The sequence below is a fragment of the Pseudorhodobacter aquimaris genome, from assembly GCF_001202025.1.
GTDB lineage: Bacteria > Pseudomonadota > Alphaproteobacteria > Rhodobacterales > Rhodobacteraceae > Pseudorhodobacter > Pseudorhodobacter aquimaris.
The window spans coordinates 38,547-60,457 of the sequence record NZ_LGHS01000064.1 but is presented as its reverse complement, the minus strand read 5'-3'; the positions used below and the strand labels follow the sequence as shown (position 1 = coordinate 60,457).

18 protein-coding genes and 1 pseudogene are annotated in these 21,911 nt (G+C 56.9%); 14 read left to right on the top strand and 5 right to left on the bottom strand.

The window, feature by feature from the left end:
• On the top strand, positions 1-450 hold a 450-nt coding region (locus AKU94_RS19270), incomplete at its 5' end, for an integrase core domain-containing protein (protein WP_157056527.1).
• Here AKU94_RS19270 and AKU94_RS11580 read toward each other — a convergent pair.
• Together AKU94_RS11580 and AKU94_RS11575 are read right to left on the bottom strand one after the other, a co-directional pair.
• Positions 339-1,379 carry a hypothetical protein gene (locus tag AKU94_RS11580; protein WP_050527422.1) on the bottom strand — a complete coding sequence of 347 codons (1,041 nt, stop codon included), beginning with the start codon at positions 1,377-1,379 and terminating at the stop codon, positions 339-341. The two genes, AKU94_RS19270 and AKU94_RS11580, sit on opposite strands and share 112 nt — an antisense overlap.
• A 566-nt stretch (positions 1,380-1,945) precedes the next feature.
• The gene (locus AKU94_RS11575; protein WP_050527421.1) at positions 1,946-5,623 is read right to left on the bottom strand and encodes a vitamin B12-dependent ribonucleotide reductase; all 3,678 of its coding nucleotides are present in this window, start codon (positions 5,621-5,623) and stop codon (positions 1,946-1,948) included.
• Between the two features lie 576 nt (positions 5,624-6,199).
• Between AKU94_RS11575 and AKU94_RS11570 the strand changes: the two genes are divergently transcribed.
• The 5 genes from AKU94_RS11570 (at position 6,200) to rarD (ending at position 10,616) form a co-directional block, all read left to right on the top strand.
• Complete coding sequence (locus AKU94_RS11570; RefSeq protein ID WP_050527420.1) at positions 6,200-6,880, top strand: DUF533 domain-containing protein; 681 nt, start codon at positions 6,200-6,202, stop codon at positions 6,878-6,880.
• A gap of 75 nt (positions 6,881-6,955) precedes the next feature.
• Positions 6,956-7,372: a Fur family transcriptional regulator gene (locus AKU94_RS11565; protein WP_050527419.1), complete on the top strand. Its 417-nt coding sequence runs from the start codon at positions 6,956-6,958 to the stop codon at positions 7,370-7,372.
• Positions 7,369-8,286 carry a DMT family transporter gene (locus tag AKU94_RS11560; protein WP_050527418.1) on the top strand — a complete coding sequence of 306 codons (918 nt, stop codon included), beginning with the start codon at positions 7,369-7,371 and terminating at the stop codon, positions 8,284-8,286. Before AKU94_RS11565 ends, AKU94_RS11560 begins: the two co-directional genes overlap by 4 nt.
• A gap of 34 nt (positions 8,287-8,320) precedes the next feature.
• Entirely contained in the window at positions 8,321-9,598 is a 1,278-nt protein-coding gene (eno, locus tag AKU94_RS11555; protein WP_050527417.1) for a phosphopyruvate hydratase, read from the top strand.
• A gap of 109 nt (positions 9,599-9,707) precedes the next feature.
• Complete coding sequence (gene rarD, locus AKU94_RS11550; protein ID WP_050527416.1) at positions 9,708-10,616, top strand: EamA family transporter RarD; 909 nt, start codon at positions 9,708-9,710, stop codon at positions 10,614-10,616.
• Here the strand turns inward: rarD and AKU94_RS11545 are convergent.
• Positions 10,613-11,707: an anhydro-N-acetylmuramic acid kinase gene (locus AKU94_RS11545; protein ID WP_050527415.1), complete on the bottom strand. Its 1,095-nt coding sequence runs from the start codon at positions 11,705-11,707 to the stop codon at positions 10,613-10,615. The genes rarD and AKU94_RS11545 overlap by 4 nt on opposite strands.
• 77 nt (positions 11,708-11,784) lie before the next feature.
• Between AKU94_RS11545 and tyrS the strand changes: the two genes are divergently transcribed.
• Positions 11,785-13,035 (top strand): tyrosine--tRNA ligase, encoded by a 1,251-nt coding sequence (gene tyrS, locus AKU94_RS11540; RefSeq protein WP_050527414.1) that lies wholly within the window; start codon positions 11,785-11,787, stop codon positions 13,033-13,035.
• An 85-nt stretch (positions 13,036-13,120) separates the two neighbouring features.
• Here the strand turns inward: tyrS and AKU94_RS11535 are convergent, their stop codons facing one another.
• A complete protein-coding gene (locus AKU94_RS11535; protein WP_050527413.1) occupies positions 13,121-13,732 on the bottom strand; it encodes a peptidylprolyl isomerase in 612 nt (203 codons plus the stop codon).
• Positions 13,725-14,231 (bottom strand): peptidylprolyl isomerase, encoded by a 507-nt coding sequence (locus AKU94_RS11530; protein ID WP_050527412.1) that lies wholly within the window; start codon positions 14,229-14,231, stop codon positions 13,725-13,727. The genes AKU94_RS11535 and AKU94_RS11530 overlap by 8 nt, the downstream gene beginning before the upstream one ends.
• 124 nt (positions 14,232-14,355) lie before the next feature.
• Here AKU94_RS11530 and AKU94_RS11525 point away from each other — a divergent pair, with 124 nt between their 5' ends.
• The 7 genes and pseudogenes from AKU94_RS11525 to AKU94_RS19265 all read left to right on the top strand — a co-directional run bounded on the left by AKU94_RS11525 (position 14,356) and on the right by AKU94_RS19265 (position 21,805).
• Positions 14,356-15,549 (top strand): phosphoglycerate kinase, encoded by a 1,194-nt coding sequence (locus tag AKU94_RS11525; RefSeq protein ID WP_050527434.1) that lies wholly within the window; start codon positions 14,356-14,358, stop codon positions 15,547-15,549.
• Positions 15,550-15,681: 132 nt separating this feature from the next.
• Positions 15,682-16,575 (top strand): fructose bisphosphate aldolase, encoded by an 894-nt coding sequence (locus tag AKU94_RS11520; protein ID WP_050527433.1) that lies wholly within the window; start codon positions 15,682-15,684, stop codon positions 16,573-16,575.
• 112 nt (positions 16,576-16,687) lie between these two features.
• Entirely contained in the window at positions 16,688-16,990 is a 303-nt protein-coding gene (locus tag AKU94_RS11515) for an FtsB family cell division protein (RefSeq protein WP_050527411.1), read from the top strand.
• A 131-nt stretch (positions 16,991-17,121) separates the two neighbouring features.
• A complete protein-coding gene (gene pdhA / locus AKU94_RS11510; protein ID WP_050527410.1) occupies positions 17,122-18,111 on the top strand; it encodes a pyruvate dehydrogenase (acetyl-transferring) E1 component subunit alpha in 990 nt (329 codons plus the stop codon).
• Positions 18,112-18,126: 15 nt separating this feature from the next.
• A complete protein-coding gene (locus AKU94_RS11505; protein WP_050527409.1) occupies positions 18,127-19,497 on the top strand; it encodes a pyruvate dehydrogenase complex E1 component subunit beta in 1,371 nt (456 codons plus the stop codon).
• Between the two features lie 12 nt (positions 19,498-19,509).
• Positions 19,510-20,784 carry a pyruvate dehydrogenase complex dihydrolipoamide acetyltransferase gene (locus AKU94_RS11500; protein ID WP_050527408.1) on the top strand — a complete coding sequence of 425 codons (1,275 nt, stop codon included), beginning with the start codon at positions 19,510-19,512 and terminating at the stop codon, positions 20,782-20,784.
• A gap of 259 nt (positions 20,785-21,043) precedes the next feature.
• Positions 21,044-21,805, top strand: a pseudogene (locus AKU94_RS19265) (IS5 family transposase).
• The last annotated feature ends 106 nt before the right edge of the window (positions 21,806-21,911 follow it).

Sequence of the window (21,911 nt, the reverse complement as noted above, 5' to 3'; positions counted from 1 at the left end):
TTGAACGTGCTGGATGACTTTAATCGTGAAGGCTTATGTATTGAAGTGGACTTCTCGCTGCCCGCAGAGAGAGTTGTCAGAAGCTTAAACCAGATCATCGAATGGCGCGGACAACCTCAGGCAATTCGAGTCGACAACGGCCCAGAATATGTGAGTGGAAAGCTTATGGAATGGGCTGAAAAACACAATGTGCGGCTCGAATACATCCAGCCGGGCAAGCCTCAGCAAAACGCCTATATCGAACGCTATAATCGCACCGTTCGCGGCGAATGGCTGGGACAATACATCTTCGAAACGATTGAGGAGGCACAAGACCAGGCGACTGAATGGCTCTGGACTTACAACAACGAGCGGCCCAACATTCCTCTCACGGTTTGCTTGCAAACCGTTGCCGGACAGCGGGGCATCGGCGGCATAACTCCCGCAATGAAATTGAAAACAGCCGCATGAATTCTATGGCTGGACCCCATTAAAAATGGGGAGATTACCTTGTCACGTTCCAAAATTTTTAGAGGTACTGCGCCCACACGCGAATGAAACTGAAACGTTGAGCCGTCTTTGCCAAAGGAGCCGTGGGCGACATAGTTTCTTAACTGACCTCGCAAACTGATAATGTCGTCGTATGATGCTTTGTCTTCCGCATTTGAAAGGCTCAAAACCAGCTTGCACTTTTCGCTAAACTCACGCATCAAAAGCTCAGCGATTTCTTTGCCGTTAGTTAACTTGCCCATCAAGACGGCCATATGAACCAATGCTTGCTCACACCAAGCGAAAAACGCATCGACGGCTGCTTCATGTAGCCAAACCGATTGTCTTTGGAACTCGTAGGCTGGATAGGATATCGAAGTCCACCTCAATGAGCCGTCTTCGTTGAAACCTTTTTCTACTACTGCATCATCTTTCTCCGCCTCAAACTTTGCAATCAAGGTCTCACTCTGCTCTTTAAGAAAGACATACTTATCCCAAAGCTGCGGGCACTTCGAAATTAGATTGAGATCAGAAGTGGTTGATGCCTCTGTAGCCCTCCAAAGGTAGTAACTTTTTGCAGCCCTCATTCCCTTCTTTAGCGCTGCATAGACCGCCTCACCGTCTCCCCCCTCAGAATATTCAATCCTCATCCCGAACTTCGCATAAACAATAGAGTGGCGACGTCCTTCAAACTCAACCGGAATGATATATGCGAATTTTTCACCTGGACCCCAGTACTTGAAGCCGAGGAGGTCAACTAGCAACAGGAAGAGGAGATAGTATTCGGCATGAGGAATTCCCTTGAACACTCTGGGAGCTCCAGGACCGAATTTTTTCGACGTGGGTTTCTCAATTGGTCCGATTGCTCGAAGTACGTTCTTGCGTGTCTTTTCAAGTGAAAACTGTCCCATGAACCATCCTAAGATGTATACGAACTTGATTGCAATTGCATTTCGACGCGAAGTACGAAAACCGACATTGTATCAACGGCAGCTTTGTCCGCTCTCCCGACCTTCACCCGCCGAAAATGCTGCAAGATGAACGAATGGCCGGTTTGGTGAAGCTGCACTGCAGCGCTCGGCCATGAGGCGAACGGCAGGTCAGGGCCGTTCACCTCATGGCACGGGCAAATCGGTGCGTGGTTACTTGCCCCCGTTCAATCTGCGAAGTCGAGTACCTGCACAACACCCTATTGCGTCAAGTTCAGGTTAGAGCGCTACTGTGTTATTTCTATTCTATTCAGGCTTCACTCCATGGCCCGCAAGCATGGCTTATTGCGCAGAAAAAAGTCGCCGCGCACCAGCCCCGTTTCCAGATGGATGGCAAGTCACTCAAAAAAAAAATCGGCGACTTTCACCCGTATGGGCTGAAAGTCGCCTCAAGTTAGCCCCGCCGGAAAACCTTTGCCTCCAGATCGGAAAACTTTACCCCGATTCCGGAACAACTATGCCCCGACGCACACCTGTCCGATCCATAATCAGCTACATCCAGAGGTTCCGCCGCAGGTGTTGCACTTCATGCAAGTTCCGTTGCGGACCAGGGTGTAGTTGCCGCATTCACTACAGGCCTCCCCCTCATAGCCTTGCATCTTGGCCTTGGCCCGAACGTCCATTGTCGTGGAGGCGCTGATGGTGGCGGTCGTCGTTGTGGACGTTGCGGTCTGGGGTACCAAAGTATTAAGCACCGAAACAGCATCCGAACCTGTCGACAGCGCCGTGGCCCCCATACCACCCTGCAAGACCGTCAATTCCTGGGGCAGGCGTTTACGCAGATAGCCCGTCGAGGAAATCTGGCGCAGCACTTCTAGTCCGCGGTTGGCGGCCGTGTCGGATACATCGCTGACGTTCAGCTTGCCTTCGTCATTGCCCCCGCCCAAGGCATCAAATGTGGCCCCTTGCGGTTTGACATGGGCAAGATCGGTGCGGTCGAGGTAGGATACCGCCAGCTCGCGGAAGATATAGTCAAGGATCGAGGTGGCGTTCTTGATGCTGTCATTGCCTTGCACCATACCTGCAGGTTCAAACTTGGTGAAGGTAAAGGCCTCGACAAATTCCTCCAACGGGACGCCGTATTGCAGGCCGACGGATACCGCAATGGCGAAATTGTTCATCATCGCGCGGAAACCCGCACCTTCCTTGTGCATGTCGATAAAGATTTCGCCCAAGGTGCCGTCTTTGTATTCGCCGGTGCGCAAATAGACCTTATGCCCGCCGATCAATGCCTTCTGGGTATAGCCTTTGCGGCGCTCAGGCAGCTTTTCACGGTGGGATTTGACGATCTCACGCACAATCACCTTTTCAACGATCTTCTCGGCCAGCACGATCGCTTTTTCCTGATCGGAACCGGAAGCGAGGATTTCTTCGGCCTCGTCATCATCCTCGACCAAAGCCGATGCCAAAGGCTGTGACAATTTCGATCCGTCACGGTAAAGCGCGTTGGCCTTGATGCCCAGCGAATGCGACAGCTCATAGGCGGCCAGTGTTTCACCGATGCTGGCAGTGTTGGGCATGTTGATCGTCTTGGAGATCGCCCCCGAGATAAACGACTGCGCCGCTGCCATCATATGGATATGGCTTGCAACCGACAAATAACGCTTGCCTTTACGGCCACAGGCATTGGCGCAATCAAATACCCCATAATGATCCGCCTTGAGGAAAGGCGCACCTTCCAGTGTCATAGTGCCGCAAATATGTTCATTCGCCTGCTCGATCTGGGCCTTGGTGAAGCCGAGATGGCGCAGAAGATCAAAGGTCGGATCGGCCAGCTTTTCGGCCGGAATGCCCAAGGTGCCCTTGCAGAATTCCTCGCCCAACGTCCATTGGTTGAACACAAAGCGGATATCAAAGGCCGAGGCAAGCGCGCCTTCGATCTTCTCAATCTCGCGCGGGCCAAAGCCGTGACCGACCAGCGAGGTATGATTGATGCCGGGGCAATTACCAAGCGAGCCATGGCCCACCGCATAGGCGATGATCTCGGCGATCTGGGCAGAACCATAGCCCAGCTTTTCCAAGGCGGCAGGCACGGATTGGTTGATGATCTTGAAATAACCGCCACCGGCCAGCTTTTTGAACTTTACCAGCGCGAAGTCAGGCTCAATCCCGGTGGTATCGCAATCCATCACCAGCCCGATCGTGCCCGTGGGGGCGACAACGGTGGTTTGGGCGTTGCGAAAACCATGCGCCTCACCCAAGGCAAGCGCCTCATCCCATGCGCCCATCGCCAGGGAGGCCAATGTATCATCGGGGCAATTGGCATGGTCAAGGGCGACCGGATCGACGTTCAGCCCGTCATAGGAACCCGTGGCATGGGCCGCCGTGCGGTGGTTGCGGATGACCCGCAGCATGTGGTCACGGTTGCGGGCAAAGCCCGGAAAGGCGCCCAACTCACCCGCCATCTCGGCCGAGGTTGCATAGGAAACGCCCGTCATCAGCGCCGAAAGCGCACCACATAGCGCGCGGCCCTCGTCGGAGTCGTACCCATAGCCCATATTCATCAACAGCCCACCGATATTGGCAAAGCCAAGCCCGAGCGTGCGAAAATCATAGGACCGCTGTGCGATTTCCTTGGACGGGAACTGCGCCATCATCACCGAGATTTCCAGCGTCACCGTCCACAGACGCGAGGCATGGATATAGGCGTTGCTGTCAAACCGGTCATCCTTGTAAAAGGTCAGCAGGTTCATCGAGGCAAGGTTACAGGCCGTATCGTCAAGGAACATATATTCCGAGCAGGGGTTAGAACCTCTGATCGCGCCGTCCTCGGGGCAAGTATGCCAGGCGTTGACCGTGTCGTGAAACTGGATCCCCGGATCGGCACAGGCCCATGCGGCATGGCCGACCTGATCCCACAAATCTCGCGCCTTGACCGTCTTGGAAACGCTGCCATCCGTGCGGTTGATCAGATTCCAATCGCCATCCTCCTTGATCGCCTGCAAGAACGCATCGGTCACGCGGATAGAGTTGTTGGAGTTCTGGCCAGAAACGCTTGAATAGGCCTCGGAATCCCAATCGGTATCATAGGTCGGGAATTCAATGCTGTCGTGGCCCTGCTTGGCGTAATCCAGAACCCGTTTGATATAGGTTTCCGGAATCGCCACTTTCTTGGCGTCTTTGATCGCGGCTTTCAGGCCGGGATTGTCCTTGGGTTCATAGGCCGCTTCAACCGCGCCGTCCCACGCTTTGATCGTGGCAAAAATTGCGTTCAGCTTTTGCTCGTGCATCTTGGAGCCGGCAACGATGCTTGCAACTTTTTGCTCTTCGATCACTTTCCAGTTGATAAAATCCTCGATGTCGGGGTGGTCGGCATCTACGATCACCATCTTGGCCGCGCGCCGCGTGGTGCCGCCCGATTTGATCGCCCCCGCGGCACGGTCCCCGATTTTCAAAAAGCCCATGAGCCCCGAGGATTTGCCTCCGCCCGAGAGCTTCTCCCCTGCCCCGCGCAGGCTGGAGAAGTTGGTGCCGGTGCCGGAGCCGTATTTGAACAGACGTGCCTCACGCACCCACAGATCCATGATGCCGCCATCGCCGACCAGATCATCGGCAACCGACTGGATAAAGCAGGCATGGGGCTGCGGATGCTCATAGGCGCTGCCGGATTTGGTCAGCTTGCCGGTGGCGTAATCCACATAGTAATGGCCCTGGCTTGGCCCGTCGATGCCATAAGCCCAATGCAGGCCTGTGTTGAACCATTGCGGGCTGTTTGGCGCGGCCATCTGGTTGGCCAGCATATAGCGCATCTCATCATAATAGGCGCGCGCATCGGCCTCAACGGTGAAATAACCACCCTTCCAGCCCCAATAGGTCCAAGCGCCTGCCAGACGGTCAAACACTTGTTTGGCCGAGGTTTCGCCCACAAAGCGTTGATCTTCTGGCAGTTTCGCCAGCGCATCCTCATCCGGGACGGAACGGTACAAAAATGCGGGCACGCCTTTTTCACGAACGGTTTTAAGCCGGGCCGGAACGCCCGCCTTGCGGAAATACTTCTGGGCAAGAACGTCAGAGGCAACCTGGCTCCAGCTTGCCGGAACCTCTACGGCGTCATTATGGAACACGATCGTGCCGTCCGGGTTTCTGATCTCGGACACCGTGGTGGTGAAATCCATTGCGCCGTAAGCGCCTGTGGCCTCTGTCGTGAACTTCCGCTCGATCTTCATTTTGCCCGTCTCCGACTTGTTACAGGCGTTCTCGCGCCCGGTTTTTATGTCCCATAATTCGTCTACACCCGCGCCGCCTCGCAAAACGGCCTACAAAAACCCGAAAGGGCGATGCTCGCTTATAGGTTGTAGTTCGAATTTTAGCGTTACCACATATAGTGCCTTAGCGTGGTGTCTCAGCAAAGTGTCGTATTTCCCAATAGGGATCAACGGATAAATCCCCTCTATCCACAGATATTTCCCAGCCTGTGAATAGAATTTTGCAAGCCCCAAGTTTTACAGGGTTTTTTGCCAAGCTTAGTTAATTTTTGGCGCGCACCCCGGCCCGTCAGACCGCCCATCCACCTTCATCATTTACCACAAATAGTTAATTTTTTCAAGAAAAACGTTAACAAACCACTAAATGTAGTCCCCGCGCACGAATCGCCCAAGGCAAAAAAAATCCGCAGCCGCCTGCCGACTGACGGCGCGGGTTACGGCCGCTCTTTGCCTGTACAATGCCATACGGGTTGCAATTCAACCAAAGCGCAGCACATGCTTCGACATGTACCCGTATTTAAACAGGAGCACCCCCATATGAGTTTGTTTTCAACACTTGCCAAAGTTGCCGTCGGTGTCGCGATCGCCAAAGGGGCAAGCCATGTGTCGCGCAACGGCATGCCCAAGCTGGGCAGCGGCGGAATCGGGGGCATGCTTGAGAGCCTCGGAGGCACCTCTCGTGCGAATGCGGATGCGCGCGCGCCCCACAGCACGGGCCTGAGTGGATTGCTGGCACAGGCGGGCCCTATGTTGGGTGGCCTTTTGGGCAGTCAGGCCGCACAAAGTACGGACGCCGATGCCGGGCTGAACCCCGCGTTCAATCCGGCAATCCTTGGACAGAACAACGCGACGCCAAGCCGTGATCAGGAACTTGCCGCCGCCCTGCTGTTGCGGGCGATGGTTCAGGCAACCATGGCCGATGGCACACTGGATGACGCCGAGAGAGAGCGGTTGATGGAGCACCTGGAAGACGCCAGTCAGGCCGAGCGCGCCTATGTCACCAGCCTGTTTGAGCAAGAGCCCGATGTTGGTGCCCTTGCCGCCGACGTGCCCCACGGGATGGAGGAACAGGTTTATCTGGTCTCTCTTATGGCCATTGATCTCGATAGTCAGGCCGAAGCGCAATATCTGCACGGGCTTGCGCAGGCGCTTGGGCTTGCCCAACCTGTAGTAAATGATATTCACAAGCAAGCGGGCGTTCCACCGCTCTATGCCTGAACGCCCTAAATAGAGGTGGAGCCTGCGGCCAAAACTGCCTAGATGGGCCACAAAAATGACGTGTAGGGCGCGAATATGGCCAAAGACATCATCGCTCGTTGTGAGGCCAAGGGCCTGCGCATGACCGAGCAACGCCGCATCGTGGCCCGCGTGATCGGCGAGGCCGTGGATCATCCTGATGTAGAGGAGCTTTATACGCGGGCCTCTGCCATTGATCCGCGCATCTCACTGGCCACGGTTTACCGCAGTGTCAAACTGTTTGAAGAGGCCGGCATTCTGGAGCGTCTGGAATTCGGTGATGGCCGCGCGCGTTATGAAGATGCCGAGCGCGACCACCATGACCATCTGATCGACATGCATTCAGGCGAAGTCATCGAATTCGTCGATCCCGAAATCGAAGCCCTGCAAGAGCGTATTGCCGCACGGCTTGGCTACCACCTCAAAGGGCACCGGCTGGAACTATACGGCGTGCCAGTAAAGCCGAAATCATGAGCGATTCAGACAACACCCGCGCCAGCCTTTTGATGCTTGGCTCCATGGCCGCTTTTGCCTTTGAGGATCTGTTCCTCAAACGCTCTGCGACCGCGCTCAATCCCGGACAGGTTCTGGTGATGATCGGGACAGTTGGGGCTGTCTTTTTCTGGCTGGCTGCCGCCTCCAAGGGGCAAAGGATCCTGACCCGGCGCGCCTTTGCACCTGCGGCCTTGCTGCGCTCGGTCTGCGAGGGGTTGGCAAGCCTGCTTTACGTCACGGCCCTGTCACTGATCCCGCTTTCGACCAATGCGGCCCTGCTGCAGGCCTCGCCGCTGGTGGTGACGATGGGGGCGGCGCTGTTCCTGCGTGAGCCGGTGGGCTGGCGGCGCTGGTCTGCGATTCTGGTCGGGTTTATCGGGGTGCTAATCGTCTTGCGCCCCGGCACCGAAGGGTTCCAGATCGCGGGGCTTTTGACCGTCGCCAGCGTGATCGCCCTTGCCGCACGTGACCTTTCCACCCGGATGATGCCCGCCGACATCGGCACATTCCAGCTGACAACCTGGGCCTATATCTCGATTGTTCCGGCGGGGATCTTGTTGATGGTGATAGCTGGCGCCGCGCCGGTGCTCACAATTCCGGCCACCCAGTGGCCTGATCTTATCGGCGCGCTGATCACCGGGCTTGTCGGCTATTGGGCGGTGACGGCGGCGATGCGCGTAGGAGAGGTGTCTTTCGTCGCCCCCTTCCGTTATTCGCGGCTGGTCTTTGCCGTCATACTCGCCACGCTGTTTCTGGGCGAGCGGCCTGATATCTGGATGATCGCAGGCTCCGCCCTTATCATCGGCTCGGGCCTTTACACCTTTGCCCGAGAGCGCAACCTGCGCCGCCGTGCCCGCCTTCAAACTCTTTCCAAAGTGCCCGTCACACGCTAAACAACATCACCCTATCATTAGCCCCGGAGGCCCCATGTCCACAATCGTAGATATCCATGCCCGCGAAATCCTCGACAGCCGGGGCAACCCCACTGTCGAGGTTGACGTCCATCTTGAAAGTGGCGTGATGGGCCGCGCAGCCGTGCCCTCGGGTGCTTCTACCGGCGCACATGAGGCGGTCGAGATGCGCGATGGCGATAAATCGCGCTATATGGGCAAGGGCGTTCTGAATGCCGTTGCCGCCGTCAACGGTGAAATCGCCGAAGAGCTGGTCGGTTTCGACGCGATGGAACAGGTCGGCATCGACCGCACCATGATCGAGATGGACGGCACGCCGAACAAATCCCGTCTTGGCGCAAATGCGATCCTTGGTGTGTCACTGGCGGTGGCCAAGGCTGCGGCCGAAATTTCGGGCCAGCCGCTGTTCCGTTATGTCGGCGGCACCTCTGCGCGTATGCTGCCCGTACCGATGATGAACATCATCAATGGCGGCGAACATGCGGATAATCCGATTGATATTCAGGAGTTCATGATCATGCCTGTCGCCGCGGAAAACATCCGCGACGCGGTGCGCATGGGCTCCGAAGTGTTCCACACCTTGAAAAAAGAGCTTTCCACTGCGGGTCTTTCCACCGGAATCGGCGATGAGGGCGGCTTCGCACCAAATCTTAGCTCTACCCGTGACGCCCTTGATTTCATTCTGAAATCCATCAAAAAGGCTGGCTACCGTCCGGGTGAGGATATCATGCTTGCGCTCGACTGCGCCTCTACCGAATATTTCAAGGGCGGCAAGTATGAGATGAAGGGCGAGGGCAAGACCCTTACCTCTGCCGAGAATGTCGATTACCTTGCGGCCCTTTGCGATGCCTATCCGATCATCTCGATCGAGGACGGCATGGCTGAGGATGACTGGGACGGCTGGAAGCTGTTGACCGAGCGTTTGGGCGATAAGGTCCAGTTGGTGGGCGACGATCTGTTCGTGACCAACCCACGGCGTCTGGCGCAGGGGATTGCGCAGGGCTGCGGGAACTCCATGCTGGTCAAAGTCAACCAGATCGGCACATTGACTGAAACACTCGAAGCGGTCGAGATGGCACATCGTGCGCGCTTTACCAATGTCATGTCGCACCGTTCGGGCGAGACCGAGGATGCAACCATTGCTGACCTCGCGGTTGCCACCAATTGCGGCCAGATCAAAACCGGGTCGCTGGCGCGCTCCGACCGGTTGGCGAAATACAACCAATTGATCCGTATCGAGGAAATGCTGGGCGAAACGGCTGAATTTGCAGGACGTTCGATCCTCAAGGCCTAAGACCCTGCCCCCGCCGGGTTCCATCGGCGGGGGCCACCTTTTGCGCCCCAAATGTAGCGGGTACAAAATTACGCTGGCACTAACGCTTAGGCGGCGCTAATGCGGTTGTATGACACAGCTGGCCACAAAAAATACTGATACTTTGCGCGGCTTTCTTTGCGCGCTGGCTGCCTATTTTATGTGGGGTTTTTTGCCGCTTTACATGAAGGCGCTTGCCCATGTGCCGCCACAAGAGGTTATCGCCCACCGCGTGTTGTGGTCGCTACCTATTGCCGCCGTGGTGTTGCTCTATCAAGGGCGCACGGCAGAGCTGCGGCTTGCCTTGCGTACCCCTTCGACCCTGATCATGGGGGCGGTGGCGGCCGCGTTGATCTCGCTCAACTGGGGATTTTACGTTTGGGCGATCGGCGCGGGCCATGCGCTGGATGCGGCCCTTGGCTATTACATCAACCCGCTGTTCAGCATCCTTCTTGGTGCGATTTTGTTGCAGGAACGCATTGCCCCGATGCAACGGGCGGCGGTGGTGCTGGCTGCTCTGGCGGTTGTGGTGCTGACTGTCGATCTGGGTCGGCTACCGGTTGTCGCGGTCGTCTTGATGTTAACATGGGGTTTTTACGCCTATCTGAAAAAGCAGCTTCCTATTGGCCCGAACCAGGGATTTACACTGGAGGTGCTGTTGCTGGCGCCTTTTGCGCTTGGCTATTTGATCTATCTACAAGTTCAGGGCAGCGGTCACTTCTTGATGGGCAATCAGTGGGATACTGGACTTTTGTTGGGCTGCGGTCTGGTCACAGCCGTGCCCTTAATGTTTTATGCCAATGGTGCCAAGGGCTTACGGCTGTCCACTATTGGCATTTTGCAGTATATCGCACCAACGATGATCATGCTGACGGCCGTGTTCATTTTTAAAGAGCCCTTTGGCGTCGCGCGTATGATCGCCTTTCCGATGATCTGGGCGGCGCTGGTGCTTTATACACTATCGATGTTCAGGGACCGCGCCCGTAAACCTGCGCTCTAAGGTCGGCTGATCTGCCCGCCCCCGATTGTTGCGCGCACGCCTGTCGTATCGGGACCGGAGGTGGGCAAGCCCATCGCTACCCGCACCGCCAGATAGGCAAAGGCTTGCGCCTCAAGCATATCGCCGTCCAAGCCGACGGCCTCTACCGGCAGAACCTCACAGTCCATCAGTTCGGCCAGCGATTCCATCATCACCGCATTGTGCCGCCCGCCCCCCGTTACCAGCAAGCGGGATACCGGTGTGGGGAAATGTTCGGCACCTTTGGCCACAGCAGTGGCGGCGACAGCGGTAAGTGTGGCCGCTGCGTCGGCGTCAGACAGCCCCATAACAGCCTCTGACAGAATATCGAAATCGTCTCGGTCCAAAGACTTGGGTGGCATTTTAAAAAAATACGGATGTGCAAGAAAGGACTCCAGAATCTCGACATCCGGCACACCTTTCGCCGCCAAGGCACCGCCCTTGTCATAGGCCATACCCAAGCGCGTCTGCATCAGGTCATTGATCGGCGCATTGGCAGGCCCCGTGTCAAAGGCAAGACAGGCCCCTGCCTCATTTGGTGCGCCGTGCCGCGGGTCCACCCATGTCAGATTGCCCACACCGCCAAGGTTCAAAAATGCCAAAGGCGCATCGGCCCCAATATATTTCGCACAGGCAAAATGGAAAAACGGGGCCAGTGGCGCGCCCTGCCCGCCCATCTCGACATCGGCGGTACGGAAATCCCAAACCACCGGCAGGCCCAGAACCTGCGCCAGAACCGCACCCGATCCGGTCTGATGCGTGCCGCGCCCGCCGGGATCATGCGCCAGGGTTTGCCCGTGGAAGCCTACGATCTCGGCGCCGTCAAACAGCCCCAGAACAGCGGCATGGGCGGCCTCAACCACCTCGGCCACGGCCTCTACGCCCGAATCATCCTGCCACAGCCCGAAGCCTGCGCGTATCGCCTCACGCTGTTCGGGGGTGTATTCGCGGTAGGCGGTATGGCCGAATTCCAGCACGTCATGCCCATCCGTCAGCACCATCGCCGCATCCACCCCGTCAAGCGAGGTGCCAGACATCGCCCCCAATGCCCAAACCGGCCCTGCCTTTATCATCCAAGCCCCCTTTGACGCCACGCCGCAGCCCCGCTATACGCGCATGATCTTAAATTCCTATAAAGCACGAGTGACCCATGACCTACCATGCAAAATCGGATTTCATGCGCGTGATGATGGAGCGCGGCTTTCTGGCCGATTGCACCGACTATCAAGCATTGGACGAAGCTTTGGTGAAGGGCGTCGTGCCAACCTATATCGGCTATGATGCCACGGCGAAATCGCTGCATGTCGGGCATCTGTTGAACATCATGATGCTGCGCTGGCTGCAAAAGACCGGCCACAAACCGATCACCCTTATGGGCGGTGGTACGACCAAAGTGGGCGACCCCAGTTTCCGCGCCGATGAGCGCCCGCTTTTGTCGCCCGAACAGATTGGTGAGAACATCGACGGCATGCAGCAGGTGTTTGCGAAATACCTGCGCTATGGCGACGGGCCGAGTGATGCGATCATGCTCAACAATGCCGAATGGCTGGATGATTTGAACTACCTCGATTTCCTGCGTGATATCGGGCGGCACTTCTCTATCAACCGGATGCTGTCGTTTGAGAGCGTGAAATCCAGGCTGGACCGCGAGCAAAGCCTGTCCTTCCTTGAGTTCAACTATATGATCCTGCAAGCCTATGATTTCCTTGAGCTTAACCGCCGTTATGGCTGCGTGTTGCAGATGGGCGGATCGGACCAATGGGGCAATATCATCAACGGGATCGACCTGACCCGGCGGGTGCTGGATACGCAGATTTTCGGGCTGACCTCACCTTTGCTGACCACCTCTGACGGGCGCAAAATGGGCAAAAGCCAGGGCGGGGCGATGTGGCTGAATGCCGATATGCTGAGCCCTTATGAGTTCTGGCAGTTCTGGCGCAATACCACCGATGCCGATGTCGGCCGGTTCCTGAAGCTTTATACCGAGCTGCCGGTTGAGGAATGTGACCGTCTTGCAGCACTTGAAGGCTCCGCGATCAACGCGGCCAAAGTGATTCTGGCCAATGAGGTGACGACCCTTTGTCACGGGGCCGAGGCGGCGGCCAATGCCGAGGCCACCGCGCGCGAGGTCTTTGAGAAAGGCGGCACCGGCGAAGATTTGCCCACTTTTGCAGTGAGCGCGCAGGAACTGGCCAATGGGTTTTCGGTGTCATCGCTCTTTGTGAAATCGGGTCTGTCGAAATCGGGCAAGGAGGCCAAACGTCTGATCGCCGAGGGCGGCGCGCGGCTGAATGATGAGGCGGTGACCGAGGCGGGTCAAATGATCACGGCCGCCGATCTGGCCGAGCCGATCAAGCTGACCGCGGGGCGTAAACGTCATGCGCTGATTGTGATGGAATAAAAAAATGGGCCGGGGGAGACCCCGACCCGTTACGCCCATCAAAGATGGTATGGCCCATTCCCGGATATCGGGAATGGGCCGTTTTTTATTTCTGAACGGTTACGGAAACCATCTTGTCGGGGTTTGAAACCTCGCCATTGCTTCCGGCGCCGCGCTTGATGTTATCAACCACATCCATGCCCTCGATCACACGGCCCACGACGGTATATTGCCCATTCAGGAAAGGCCCCGGCGCGAACATGATAAAGAACTGGCTGTTGGCGGAATCGGGGTTCTGGCTACGGGCCATACCGACGATGCCGCGCTCAAAACTCTCATCCGAGAATTCTGCCGGAATATCGGGCAGATCGGATCCGCCCATCCCCGCGCGTGCGGTGTCACCGCTTGCCTTGCCGTATTGAACGTCCCCCGTCTGGGCCATGAAGCCGTTGATTACACGGTGAAAGACAACATCGTCATAGGCGCCTTGTTCGGCCAGAGACGTGATCTGGGCCACATGTTTGGGTGCCAGATCGGGCAGCATGTCGATGACCACCGTGCCTTTTGCCTCGCCGTCGATCTCGATCACGAGGTTCGGGCCGGGGCCGTCGGCAGCCTGTGCCATTGCGGGCGTTGCGGTTTGGGAAAGCGTCCAGCCCCCCAAGACCGCCAGCCCGACAGCAAAGAAACTGCCCGCGATCAACGTGTCCTTACGCATCAGCGGCAACCTTGACCGAAATCATGCGGTCAGGGGATTCCGGTGGCTCGCCACGGACGATCGCATCCACATGCTCCATCCCGGAAATCACGCGGCCGTAAACCGTGTATTGCCCGTTGAGGAAATCATTGTCCTTGAAGTTGATGAAAAACTGGCTGTTGGCCGAGTTCGGGTTCGACGAACGTGCAGCACCCAAAGTGCCACGCGCATGGGGCAGCTTGGAGAACTCTGCCGGAAGGTCGGGCTTGTCGGAACCGCCCGTCCCTGCGCGGCGCAGGTTGAAGCCGTCTTCCATATCGCCATGTTCCACATCGCCGGTCTGGGCCATGAAGCCGTCGATCACGCGGTGAAAGCAAACGTTGTCATAAGCGCCTTCGCGGGCAAGCTCTTTCATGCGTTCGCTATGTTTCGGGGCGACGTCTGCGAGCAGCTCGATCACGACGGTCCCGTTCTTGAGTTCCATCAGGATCGTGTTTTCGGGGTCTTTGATATCGGCCATTTGGCGCTCCTGTTGCTTTTATGTGGCGCAACTTAATCATCCATGGCCGTGATGAAAAGGGCTAACCATTGACGCCGCTGCAGGGATAGGGTGGAAAGGGGCAACAGAACGCATGGAGGCCGAGATGGCTTGGAAATCACTGGATGATATGGACCTGAACGGCAAAGTTGCGCTGGTGCGGGTGGATTTGAACGTGCCCATGTCCGGGGGCGAGGTAACGGATGCCACCCGGATCGAGCGGATTATCCCGACGGTTAGGGATATTCTGGCCAAGGGCGGCAAGCCTGTGCTGCTGGCGCATTTCGGTCGACCCAAGGGCACGGTAGTACCCGAGATGAGCCTTGAACAGGTGGTCCCTGCCCTACAGGCCGCTTTGGGTGATGTTAAGGTGAGCTTTGCCAGTGACTGCATCGGCGGGCCTGCGAAAACGGCTGTGGCCGCGATGGGGGGCAATGAGGTTGTCTTGTTGGAAAACACCCGTTTCCATGCGGGCGAAGAGAAAAACGACGCGATGCTGGCCGCGGGCATGGCCGCCTTGGGCGACGTCTATGTCAATGACGCGTTTTCGGCCGCACACCGCGCCCATGCCAGCACCGAGGCCATCGCCCGGCTTTTGCCCAATTGCGCCGGCCGCTTGATGCAGGCAGAACTGACCGCGCTGGAGGCGGCTTTGGGTTCCCCTGCCCATCCGGTGGCGGCCGTTGTCGGCGGGGCCAAGGTTTCGACCAAACTGGATCTGTTGGGTAACCTTGTGACCAAGGTCGACCATCTGATCATCGGTGGCGGGATGGCCAATACCTTCCTTGTGGCGCAAGGGATCGAGGTCGGGAAATCGCTTGCCGAACGTGACATGACCGAAACCGCGGTTGAAATTCTGGACAAGGCCAAGCAGTCCGGCTGCACCATTCATCTGCCAAGCGATATTGTGGTCGCGCGTGAGTTCAAGGAAGGCGCCGCCTCTGAGGTTTTGCCTGCCAGCGCCTGCCCCGAGGATGCAATGATCCTTGATGCCGGTCCCGAAAGCGTCGCCCATATCGCCGAGGTTTTCACCAATTCGCGGACCCTGATCTGGAACGGCCCGCTTGGCGCCTTTGAAATCTCGCCCTTTGACGCGGCCACCAATGCCGCCGCGCAAAAGGCCGGGGACCTGACGCGCGATGGAAGCCTTGTCTCGGTTGCGGGGGGCGGTGATACGGTGGCCGCGCTGAACAAAGCGGGGGTCGCGGATCAATTCACCTATATCTCCAGCGCGGGGGGCGCGTTTCTGGAATGGATGGAGGGCAAAGATCTACCCGGCGTTGCCGTGCTTAAGGGTTGACGCAACCGTAAGGTGATTTCTCTGGCCTTTCGCGAGTCGTTAGCGCCAACAGAATTGAATGCATGCGCGCTTGGGGCTATGCCCCGTTTCAATCGGGCCTCGGCCCTTTCGTGTACAGATAAGGATTTGACGATGGCGAAGACCAAAATGGCCGAACAAATGACCAAAGGCGCAGGCTTTATCGCGGCGTTGGATCAAAGCGGCGGCTCAACCCCCAAGGCGCTGCGGCTTTATGGCGTCGAGGAAAGCGCCTATAGTTCCGATGCCGAAATGTTCGATATGGTCCATGCAATGCGGGCCCGGATCATGCAGTCGCCAGCCTTCAATGGTGACAAGGTTATCGGCGCGATTTTGTTTGAACAGACCATGGACCGCGATGTGGACGGCATGCCCACCGCGCAATATCTTTGGGAAAAAAGGGGCGTTGTACCCTTTTTGAAGATCGACAAAGGGCTTGAGGATGAGGTCGACGGCGTGCAGCTGTTGAAACCCATCCCCGGTCTGTCTGATCTTTTGGCGCGTGCGGCCAAGGCAGGCATTTTCGGCACCAAGGAACGCTCGGTCATCAATGCGGCTAATCCAAAAGGGATTGAGGCAGCCGTCGCCCAACAATTCGCCCTTGGCGCAGAGGTTGCCGCCGCAGGTCTGATGCCGATACTGGAGCCTGAGGTCACCATCACCATCACCGATAAGGTCGAAGCTGAGGATCTGTTGCGCGATGCGATCTTGCGCCATCTCGATGCCCTGCCTGCCGGTCAGCAGGTCATGCTCAAGCTGTCCTTGCCAACAAAGCCAAACCATTACAAAGCCTTGGTGGGCCACCCCGCAGTGATGAAGGTTGTGGCACTTTCGGGCGGCTATTCACGCGATGAGGCGAACCAGATGCTGTCCCAAAACACAGGCATCATCGCCAGCTTCAGCCGTGCCCTTTCGGAAGGGTTGAACGCAGGCCAGACGGATGCAGAATTCGACGCAACGCTTGCCAAGGCGATCGATGCAATCCATGCCGCCTCTGTCGCGGGCTGATATCTGGCCAATAAAATAATCAGGAGTTTCCCTTCGGGGGGATTCCTTTTGTGATTCGTCTGTGCCATTATCAATACCACCCCCGAACAACAGGGGGAGTTGAGGCAAAATCATGACCCCCCAGAAAACACGCCCCGCAATCACGTCCCTTCTTTTGATGATGGCTGCCGTCACGCTTGGTGGATATTTCACCTTTGCCGCCGTTCAGGGCGATTACGGCGTGTTTCGTCAGGTGCAGCTGCGCGCCGAGGAACGCAGCCTGATTGAGCAACGAGACAAGCTACGCGCCGAGTTGGAGCGGATGCAGAATCTTACGCTCCGGCTGTCGGACAGCTATCTTGATCTGGACCTTCTGGATGAGCAGGCCCGCGATGTGCTGGGCTATATGCGCGCCGATGAGATCGTTATCCGCTAACACTCTTTGAAACCTGCCTTTCCTGGCGGCCCCCCGGTCGCTGGATCGCTGCACGTTTTTCCTTGTTTTTCCGTATTGCCCTCGATAGTTTAATAGTGAACTACTTACATTGTTGGGGGGGAGTGCGACCTATGGCCGTACCGAAGAAAGCCGCGAAACCGAACACATCCAAAGAAGAGCTGATGGGCTTTTACAGGGAAATGTTGTTGATACGCCGGTTTGAAGAAAAAGCCGGGCAGCTTTACGGGATGGGGTTGATTGGCGGTTTTTGCCACCTCTACATCGGACAAGAGGCCGTTGTCGTGGGGATTGAGGCCGCAGCCAAAGAGGGCGACAAGCGCATCACCTCCTACCGCGACCACGGTCACATGCTTGCCTGCGGGATGGACCCCAAGGGTGTAATGGCTGAATTGACAGGGCGTGAGGGCGGCTATTCCAAGGGGAAAGGTGGCTCTATGCATATGTTCTCCAAGGAAAAACATTTTTACGGCGGTCACGGGATTGTTGGCGCACAGGTGCCGCTGGGGGCCGGATTGGCCTTTGCCGATAAATACATGGGCAATGACAATGTTTCCTTCACCTATTTCGGGGATGGTGCGGCGAACCAGGGTCAGGTCTATGAGACCTATAACATGGCAGAGCTGTGGAACCTTCCGGTGGTGTTTGTCATTGAAAACAACCAATACGCGATGGGCACCAGCATGAAACGGTCCACCAAGTCGCCCTCACTTTGGGAGCGTGGTGCTGCTTATGGCATCAAGGGAGAGGCTGTGGACGGTATGGATGTTCTGGCCGTCAAAGCTGCCGCTGAAAAAGCTGTGGCTGTGTGCCGCGCGGGCGACGGCCCTTATATTCTGGAAATGAATACCTATCGTTACCGCGGGCATTCCATGTCTGATCCGGCGAAATACCGCACCCGCGAAGAGGTGCAAAAGATGCGCGATGAAAAAGACGCCATCGAACATGTGCGCGACCTGTTGGTTCAGGGGGGGCACGCCACCGATGACGACCTCAAGGCCATCGACAAGGACATCAAGGCGATCGTCAATGAGAGTGCCGAATTCGCCAAAGAAAGCCCCGAGCCCGCGTTGGACGAGCTCTGGACAGATATTTACGCCTGAGGGGGATACACACATATGGCAACGCAAATCCTAATGCCGGCCCTTTCACCGACGATGGAAGAGGGTACTTTGGCCAAATGGTTGGTCAAAGAGGGCGACACCGTTAAATCCGGCGATATCATGGCCGAAATTGAAACCGACAAGGCGACGATGGAGTTCGAGGCGGTCGACGAGGGTATCGTCGGCAAGCTTCTGGTCGCCGAGGGCACCGCAGGCGTGAAGGTGAATACACCCATCGCCGTGCTGGTCGAAGAAGGCGAAAGCGCCGATGACGTTGAGGCCGCACCCGCCGCCGAATCCACGCCAGCCGCTGAAGAAAAAACACAAAGCGCCACCGTCGCCGAGCCATCAGCACCGGTAGAGGTGAAATCCAACGCCTCGCCCGATTGGCCCGAAGGCACGCCGATGAAAACCATGACCGTGCGCGAAGCCTTGCGTGAGGCCATGGCCGAAGAGATGCGCAGCAATGAGCGCGTCTATCTGATGGGCGAAGAGGTTGGTGAATACCAAGGCGCTTACAAGATCTCGCAAGGGTTGCTGGATGAATTTGGCCCCAAACGTGTGGTCGATACGCCGATCACCGAGCACGGCTTTACCGGTATCGCGGTCGGCTCTGCCTTTGCCGGTCTGAACCCGATTGTGGAATTCATGACCTTCAACTTTGCGATGCAGGCGATTGACCAGATCCTGAACTCTGCCGCCAAGACGCTTTATATGTCTGGCGGGCAGATGGGCTGCCCGATTGTGTTCCGGGGTGCCAATGGTGCCGCCGCCCGCGTCGGTGCACAACACAGCCAGTGCTATGCCGCTTGGTATGCCGCGGTTCCCGGGTTGAAAGTGGTCATGCCCTATTCGGCCGCTGACGCAAAAGGTTTGCTGAAACAGGCGATCCGCGATCCGAACCCGGTGATCTTCCTTGAAAACGAGATCATGTATGGCAAATCCTTTGAGGTCCCTGATCTGGAAGATTTCACAATTCCGTTCGGCAAGGCGCGTATCTGGCGCGAAGGCTCGGATGTGACCATCGTTTCCTTTGGCATCGGCATGACCTATGCATTGGAGGCGGCTGACAAGCTGGCCGAGGATGGGATCTCGGCCGAGGTGATCGACTTGCGCACCCTGCGCCCGATTGATTACGGCACGGTTCTGGCCTCGGTTCAGAAAACCAATCGCTGCGTCACGGTTGAGGAAGGCTGGCCCGTGGGCGCCATCGGCAACCATCTGTCCGCGACGATCATGGAAAAGGCTTTCGATTACCTCGATGCGCCGGTGATCAACTGCACGGGCAAGGATGTGCCGATGCCCTATGCGGCGAACCTTGAAAAACATGCGCTGATCACGACCGCGGAAGTGGTCGAGGCCGTCAAATCTGTCTGCTACCGGTAAGGAGAAACGCAAATGGCGACTGAAATCTTAATGCCCGCGCTTTCCCCCACGATGGAAGAAGGCACATTGGCAAAATGGTTGGTAAAAGAAGGCGATACCGTCAAATCCGGCGATATCATGGCCGAGATTGAAACCGACAAAGCGACGATGGAATTTGAAGCGGTCGATGAAGGTATCGTCGGAAAAATTCTGGTTGCCGAGGGCAGCGCCGGGGTGAAAGTGAACACCCCTATCGCGGTTCTGCTGGAAGAGGGCGAAGACGCCTCTGCCATCAAGACCGCACCCGCCGAGGCAGCGGCGCCAAAAGCCGAAGCGGCAGCCGCCTCTAAAGACACGGCGACGGCCGCCCCTGCGGCGTCCAAATCGACTGGTGCACGCATCTTTGCCTCACCTCTGGCACGGCGTATTGCGGTGGAAAAGGGTATCGACCTGACGCAAATCACCGGATCCGGCCCTCACGGCCGGATTGTAAAAGCGGATGTCGAGGGCGCGAAACCGGCTGCAGCGCCGGTCGCGGCACCCCCTGCCCCAGCGGCCTCTGCGGCACCGGCAAGTGGTGCCACAGCCGATACGGTAAAGAAGATGTTTGCCGATCGCGAATACGAGGAGGTGACGCTGGACGGTATGCGCCGGACCATCGCGGCCCGCCTGACCGAGGCCAAGCAAACCATTCCGCATTTCTATCTGCGCCGTGATGTGCAGTTGGATGCGCTGATGGCCTTCCGTGCCACTCTCAACAAACAATTGGAAGGGCGCGGGATCAAGCTGTCGGTCAATGATTTCATCATCAAAGCCTGCGCCAACGCGTTGCAAGCCGTGCCGGACTGCAATGCTGTTTGGGCCGGTGACCGGATCTTGAAACTGAAACCTTCGGACGTGGCGGTTGCTGTTGCCATCGAGGGAGGCTTGTTCACACCGGTCTTGCGCGACGCACATCAAAAGTCCCTCTCCACCCTCTCCGCCGAGATGAAGGATCTGGCCTCCCGCGCGAAAACCAAGAAGTTGGCACCGCATGAGTATCAAGGCGGCAGCTTTGCGATTTCAAACCTCGGAATGATGGGAGTCGACAATTTTGATGCGGTGATCAACCCGCCGCACGGATCAATTCTGGCCGTGGGCGCGGGCGTAAAAAAACCGGTGGTAAACGGCGATGGAGAAATTGCTGTGGCAACTGTTATGTCGATGACGCTTTCGGTCGATCACAGGGTGATTGATGGGGCTTTGGGGGCTCAATTCCTGCAAGCGGTGATAGACAACCTGGAAAACCCAATGTCGATGTTGGCTTGAACTGCTAGTGTAGATATTTCCGGAAGAAGATTAATGGACCATTCCGGGTTTTGGGACATGAAAGTGACGCCTGCCGAGGAGGCTCTCGGCAGGCGTCACTTATTCAGGTTTTCCTGATAAAAATCTGACAATCCAGAGGATGAAACGAGGGCGTGTTTACGTTTAAGGATTCCCAAATCGGTTGCTGAATGAGTCAAGGTTGCAAACATGGGAGGCAACCTTGATCCGCACGGCTTTAACCGACGCCAAATAGGAAAATATATTTCCGCTCTGTCTTGGCCGGAAATGTGATCCCGGTCGTACTGGGCCAGTCCTTCGTCTTTTTTGTTGAGGCGGTTCTTTGGATCGTACGAACGGGATGCCACTGGCGCGGTCTAGCGTCAGCGTTCGGGAGATAGAACACTGTTTTCAAGCGATTTCGCATATGGGTTATGGCAGTTTCATTCTGGCGTATTTTCAGAGTTTTAGACGAAAAATCCGACTTTGAATACGCGGTGGTCGACGGCACAATTGTCTAGGTTCACCGTCACGGGCAAGGCGTAAAAGGGGGGCTCAAAGCCAGGCCATTCGTTGCCCGACAGGCGATTTCATCGCTGAGAGGGGGGCGTTCTCGTGGGGCATAACCAGTATGATTATGGCGCTAACGGATGCCTTAGGCAATCTGATCGACTTTTGGTTGCTGCCCCCTTCTCGGGCAACGGGACAAGCGCATGATCTGCGCGGCACTGCTGCTTTGATCGAAGGGCTAACGTGTGGCCAGTTCTTTGCCGATCGGGCATTCAACGCAAACTGGCTACGTGATGCGCTGGCCCAAGCCGGAATCGAGGCGATCATTCCGCCAAAATCCAACCGACGGTTCCCGGCCAACTTCGACCGCGTTACCAACAAATGGCGGCACTTGATCGAGAATTTCTTTGGAAAGCTCAAGGAATAATGGGGAATCGCAACGCGCTGCTGCAAAACTGACGCCAGCTTCAACGCATTCATCTCAATCGCGGCCACCGTGATCCGATTGGAGTGAACGTCAATATGCCCTAGTGGACCGGCAACTAGCCTTTTTGCGACTTAGTGTTCCGGTCCTTTTCGAGCAATCTTTGCCGTGACGGTGGTGCCAGTTCGCCATGGGT

What these genes read in the sequence shown, in the direction of transcription:
- AKU94_RS11580 (WP_050527422.1), bottom strand. Translation starts at nt 1,379, where the DNA reads ATGGGACAGTTTTCACTTGAAAAGACACGCAAGAACGTACTTCGAGCA.
- AKU94_RS11575 (WP_050527421.1), bottom strand. Translation starts at nt 5,623, where the DNA reads ATGAAGATCGAGCGGAAGTTCACGACAGAGGCCACAGGCGCTTACGGC.
- AKU94_RS11570 (WP_050527420.1), top strand. Translation starts at nt 6,200, where the DNA reads ATGAGTTTGTTTTCAACACTTGCCAAAGTTGCCGTCGGTGTCGCGATC.
- AKU94_RS11565 (WP_050527419.1), top strand. Translation starts at nt 6,956, where the DNA reads ATGGCCAAAGACATCATCGCTCGTTGTGAGGCCAAGGGCCTGCGCATG.
- AKU94_RS11560 (WP_050527418.1), top strand. Translation starts at nt 7,369, where the DNA reads ATGAGCGATTCAGACAACACCCGCGCCAGCCTTTTGATGCTTGGCTCC.
- eno (WP_050527417.1), top strand. Translation starts at nt 8,321, where the DNA reads ATGTCCACAATCGTAGATATCCATGCCCGCGAAATCCTCGACAGCCGG.
- rarD (WP_050527416.1), top strand. Translation starts at nt 9,708, where the DNA reads ATGACACAGCTGGCCACAAAAAATACTGATACTTTGCGCGGCTTTCTT.
- AKU94_RS11545 (WP_050527415.1), bottom strand. Translation starts at nt 11,707, where the DNA reads ATGATAAAGGCAGGGCCGGTTTGGGCATTGGGGGCGATGTCTGGCACC.
- tyrS (WP_050527414.1), top strand. Translation starts at nt 11,785, where the DNA reads ATGACCTACCATGCAAAATCGGATTTCATGCGCGTGATGATGGAGCGC.
- AKU94_RS11535 (WP_050527413.1), bottom strand. Translation starts at nt 13,732, where the DNA reads ATGCGTAAGGACACGTTGATCGCGGGCAGTTTCTTTGCTGTCGGGCTG.
- AKU94_RS11530 (WP_050527412.1), bottom strand. Translation starts at nt 14,231, where the DNA reads ATGGCCGATATCAAAGACCCCGAAAACACGATCCTGATGGAACTCAAG.
- AKU94_RS11525 (WP_050527434.1), top strand. Translation starts at nt 14,356, where the DNA reads ATGGCTTGGAAATCACTGGATGATATGGACCTGAACGGCAAAGTTGCG.
- AKU94_RS11520 (WP_050527433.1), top strand. Translation starts at nt 15,682, where the DNA reads ATGGCGAAGACCAAAATGGCCGAACAAATGACCAAAGGCGCAGGCTTT.
- AKU94_RS11515 (WP_050527411.1), top strand. Translation starts at nt 16,688, where the DNA reads ATGACCCCCCAGAAAACACGCCCCGCAATCACGTCCCTTCTTTTGATG.
- pdhA (WP_050527410.1), top strand. Translation starts at nt 17,122, where the DNA reads ATGGCCGTACCGAAGAAAGCCGCGAAACCGAACACATCCAAAGAAGAG.
- AKU94_RS11505 (WP_050527409.1), top strand. Translation starts at nt 18,127, where the DNA reads ATGGCAACGCAAATCCTAATGCCGGCCCTTTCACCGACGATGGAAGAG.
- AKU94_RS11500 (WP_050527408.1), top strand. Translation starts at nt 19,510, where the DNA reads ATGGCGACTGAAATCTTAATGCCCGCGCTTTCCCCCACGATGGAAGAA.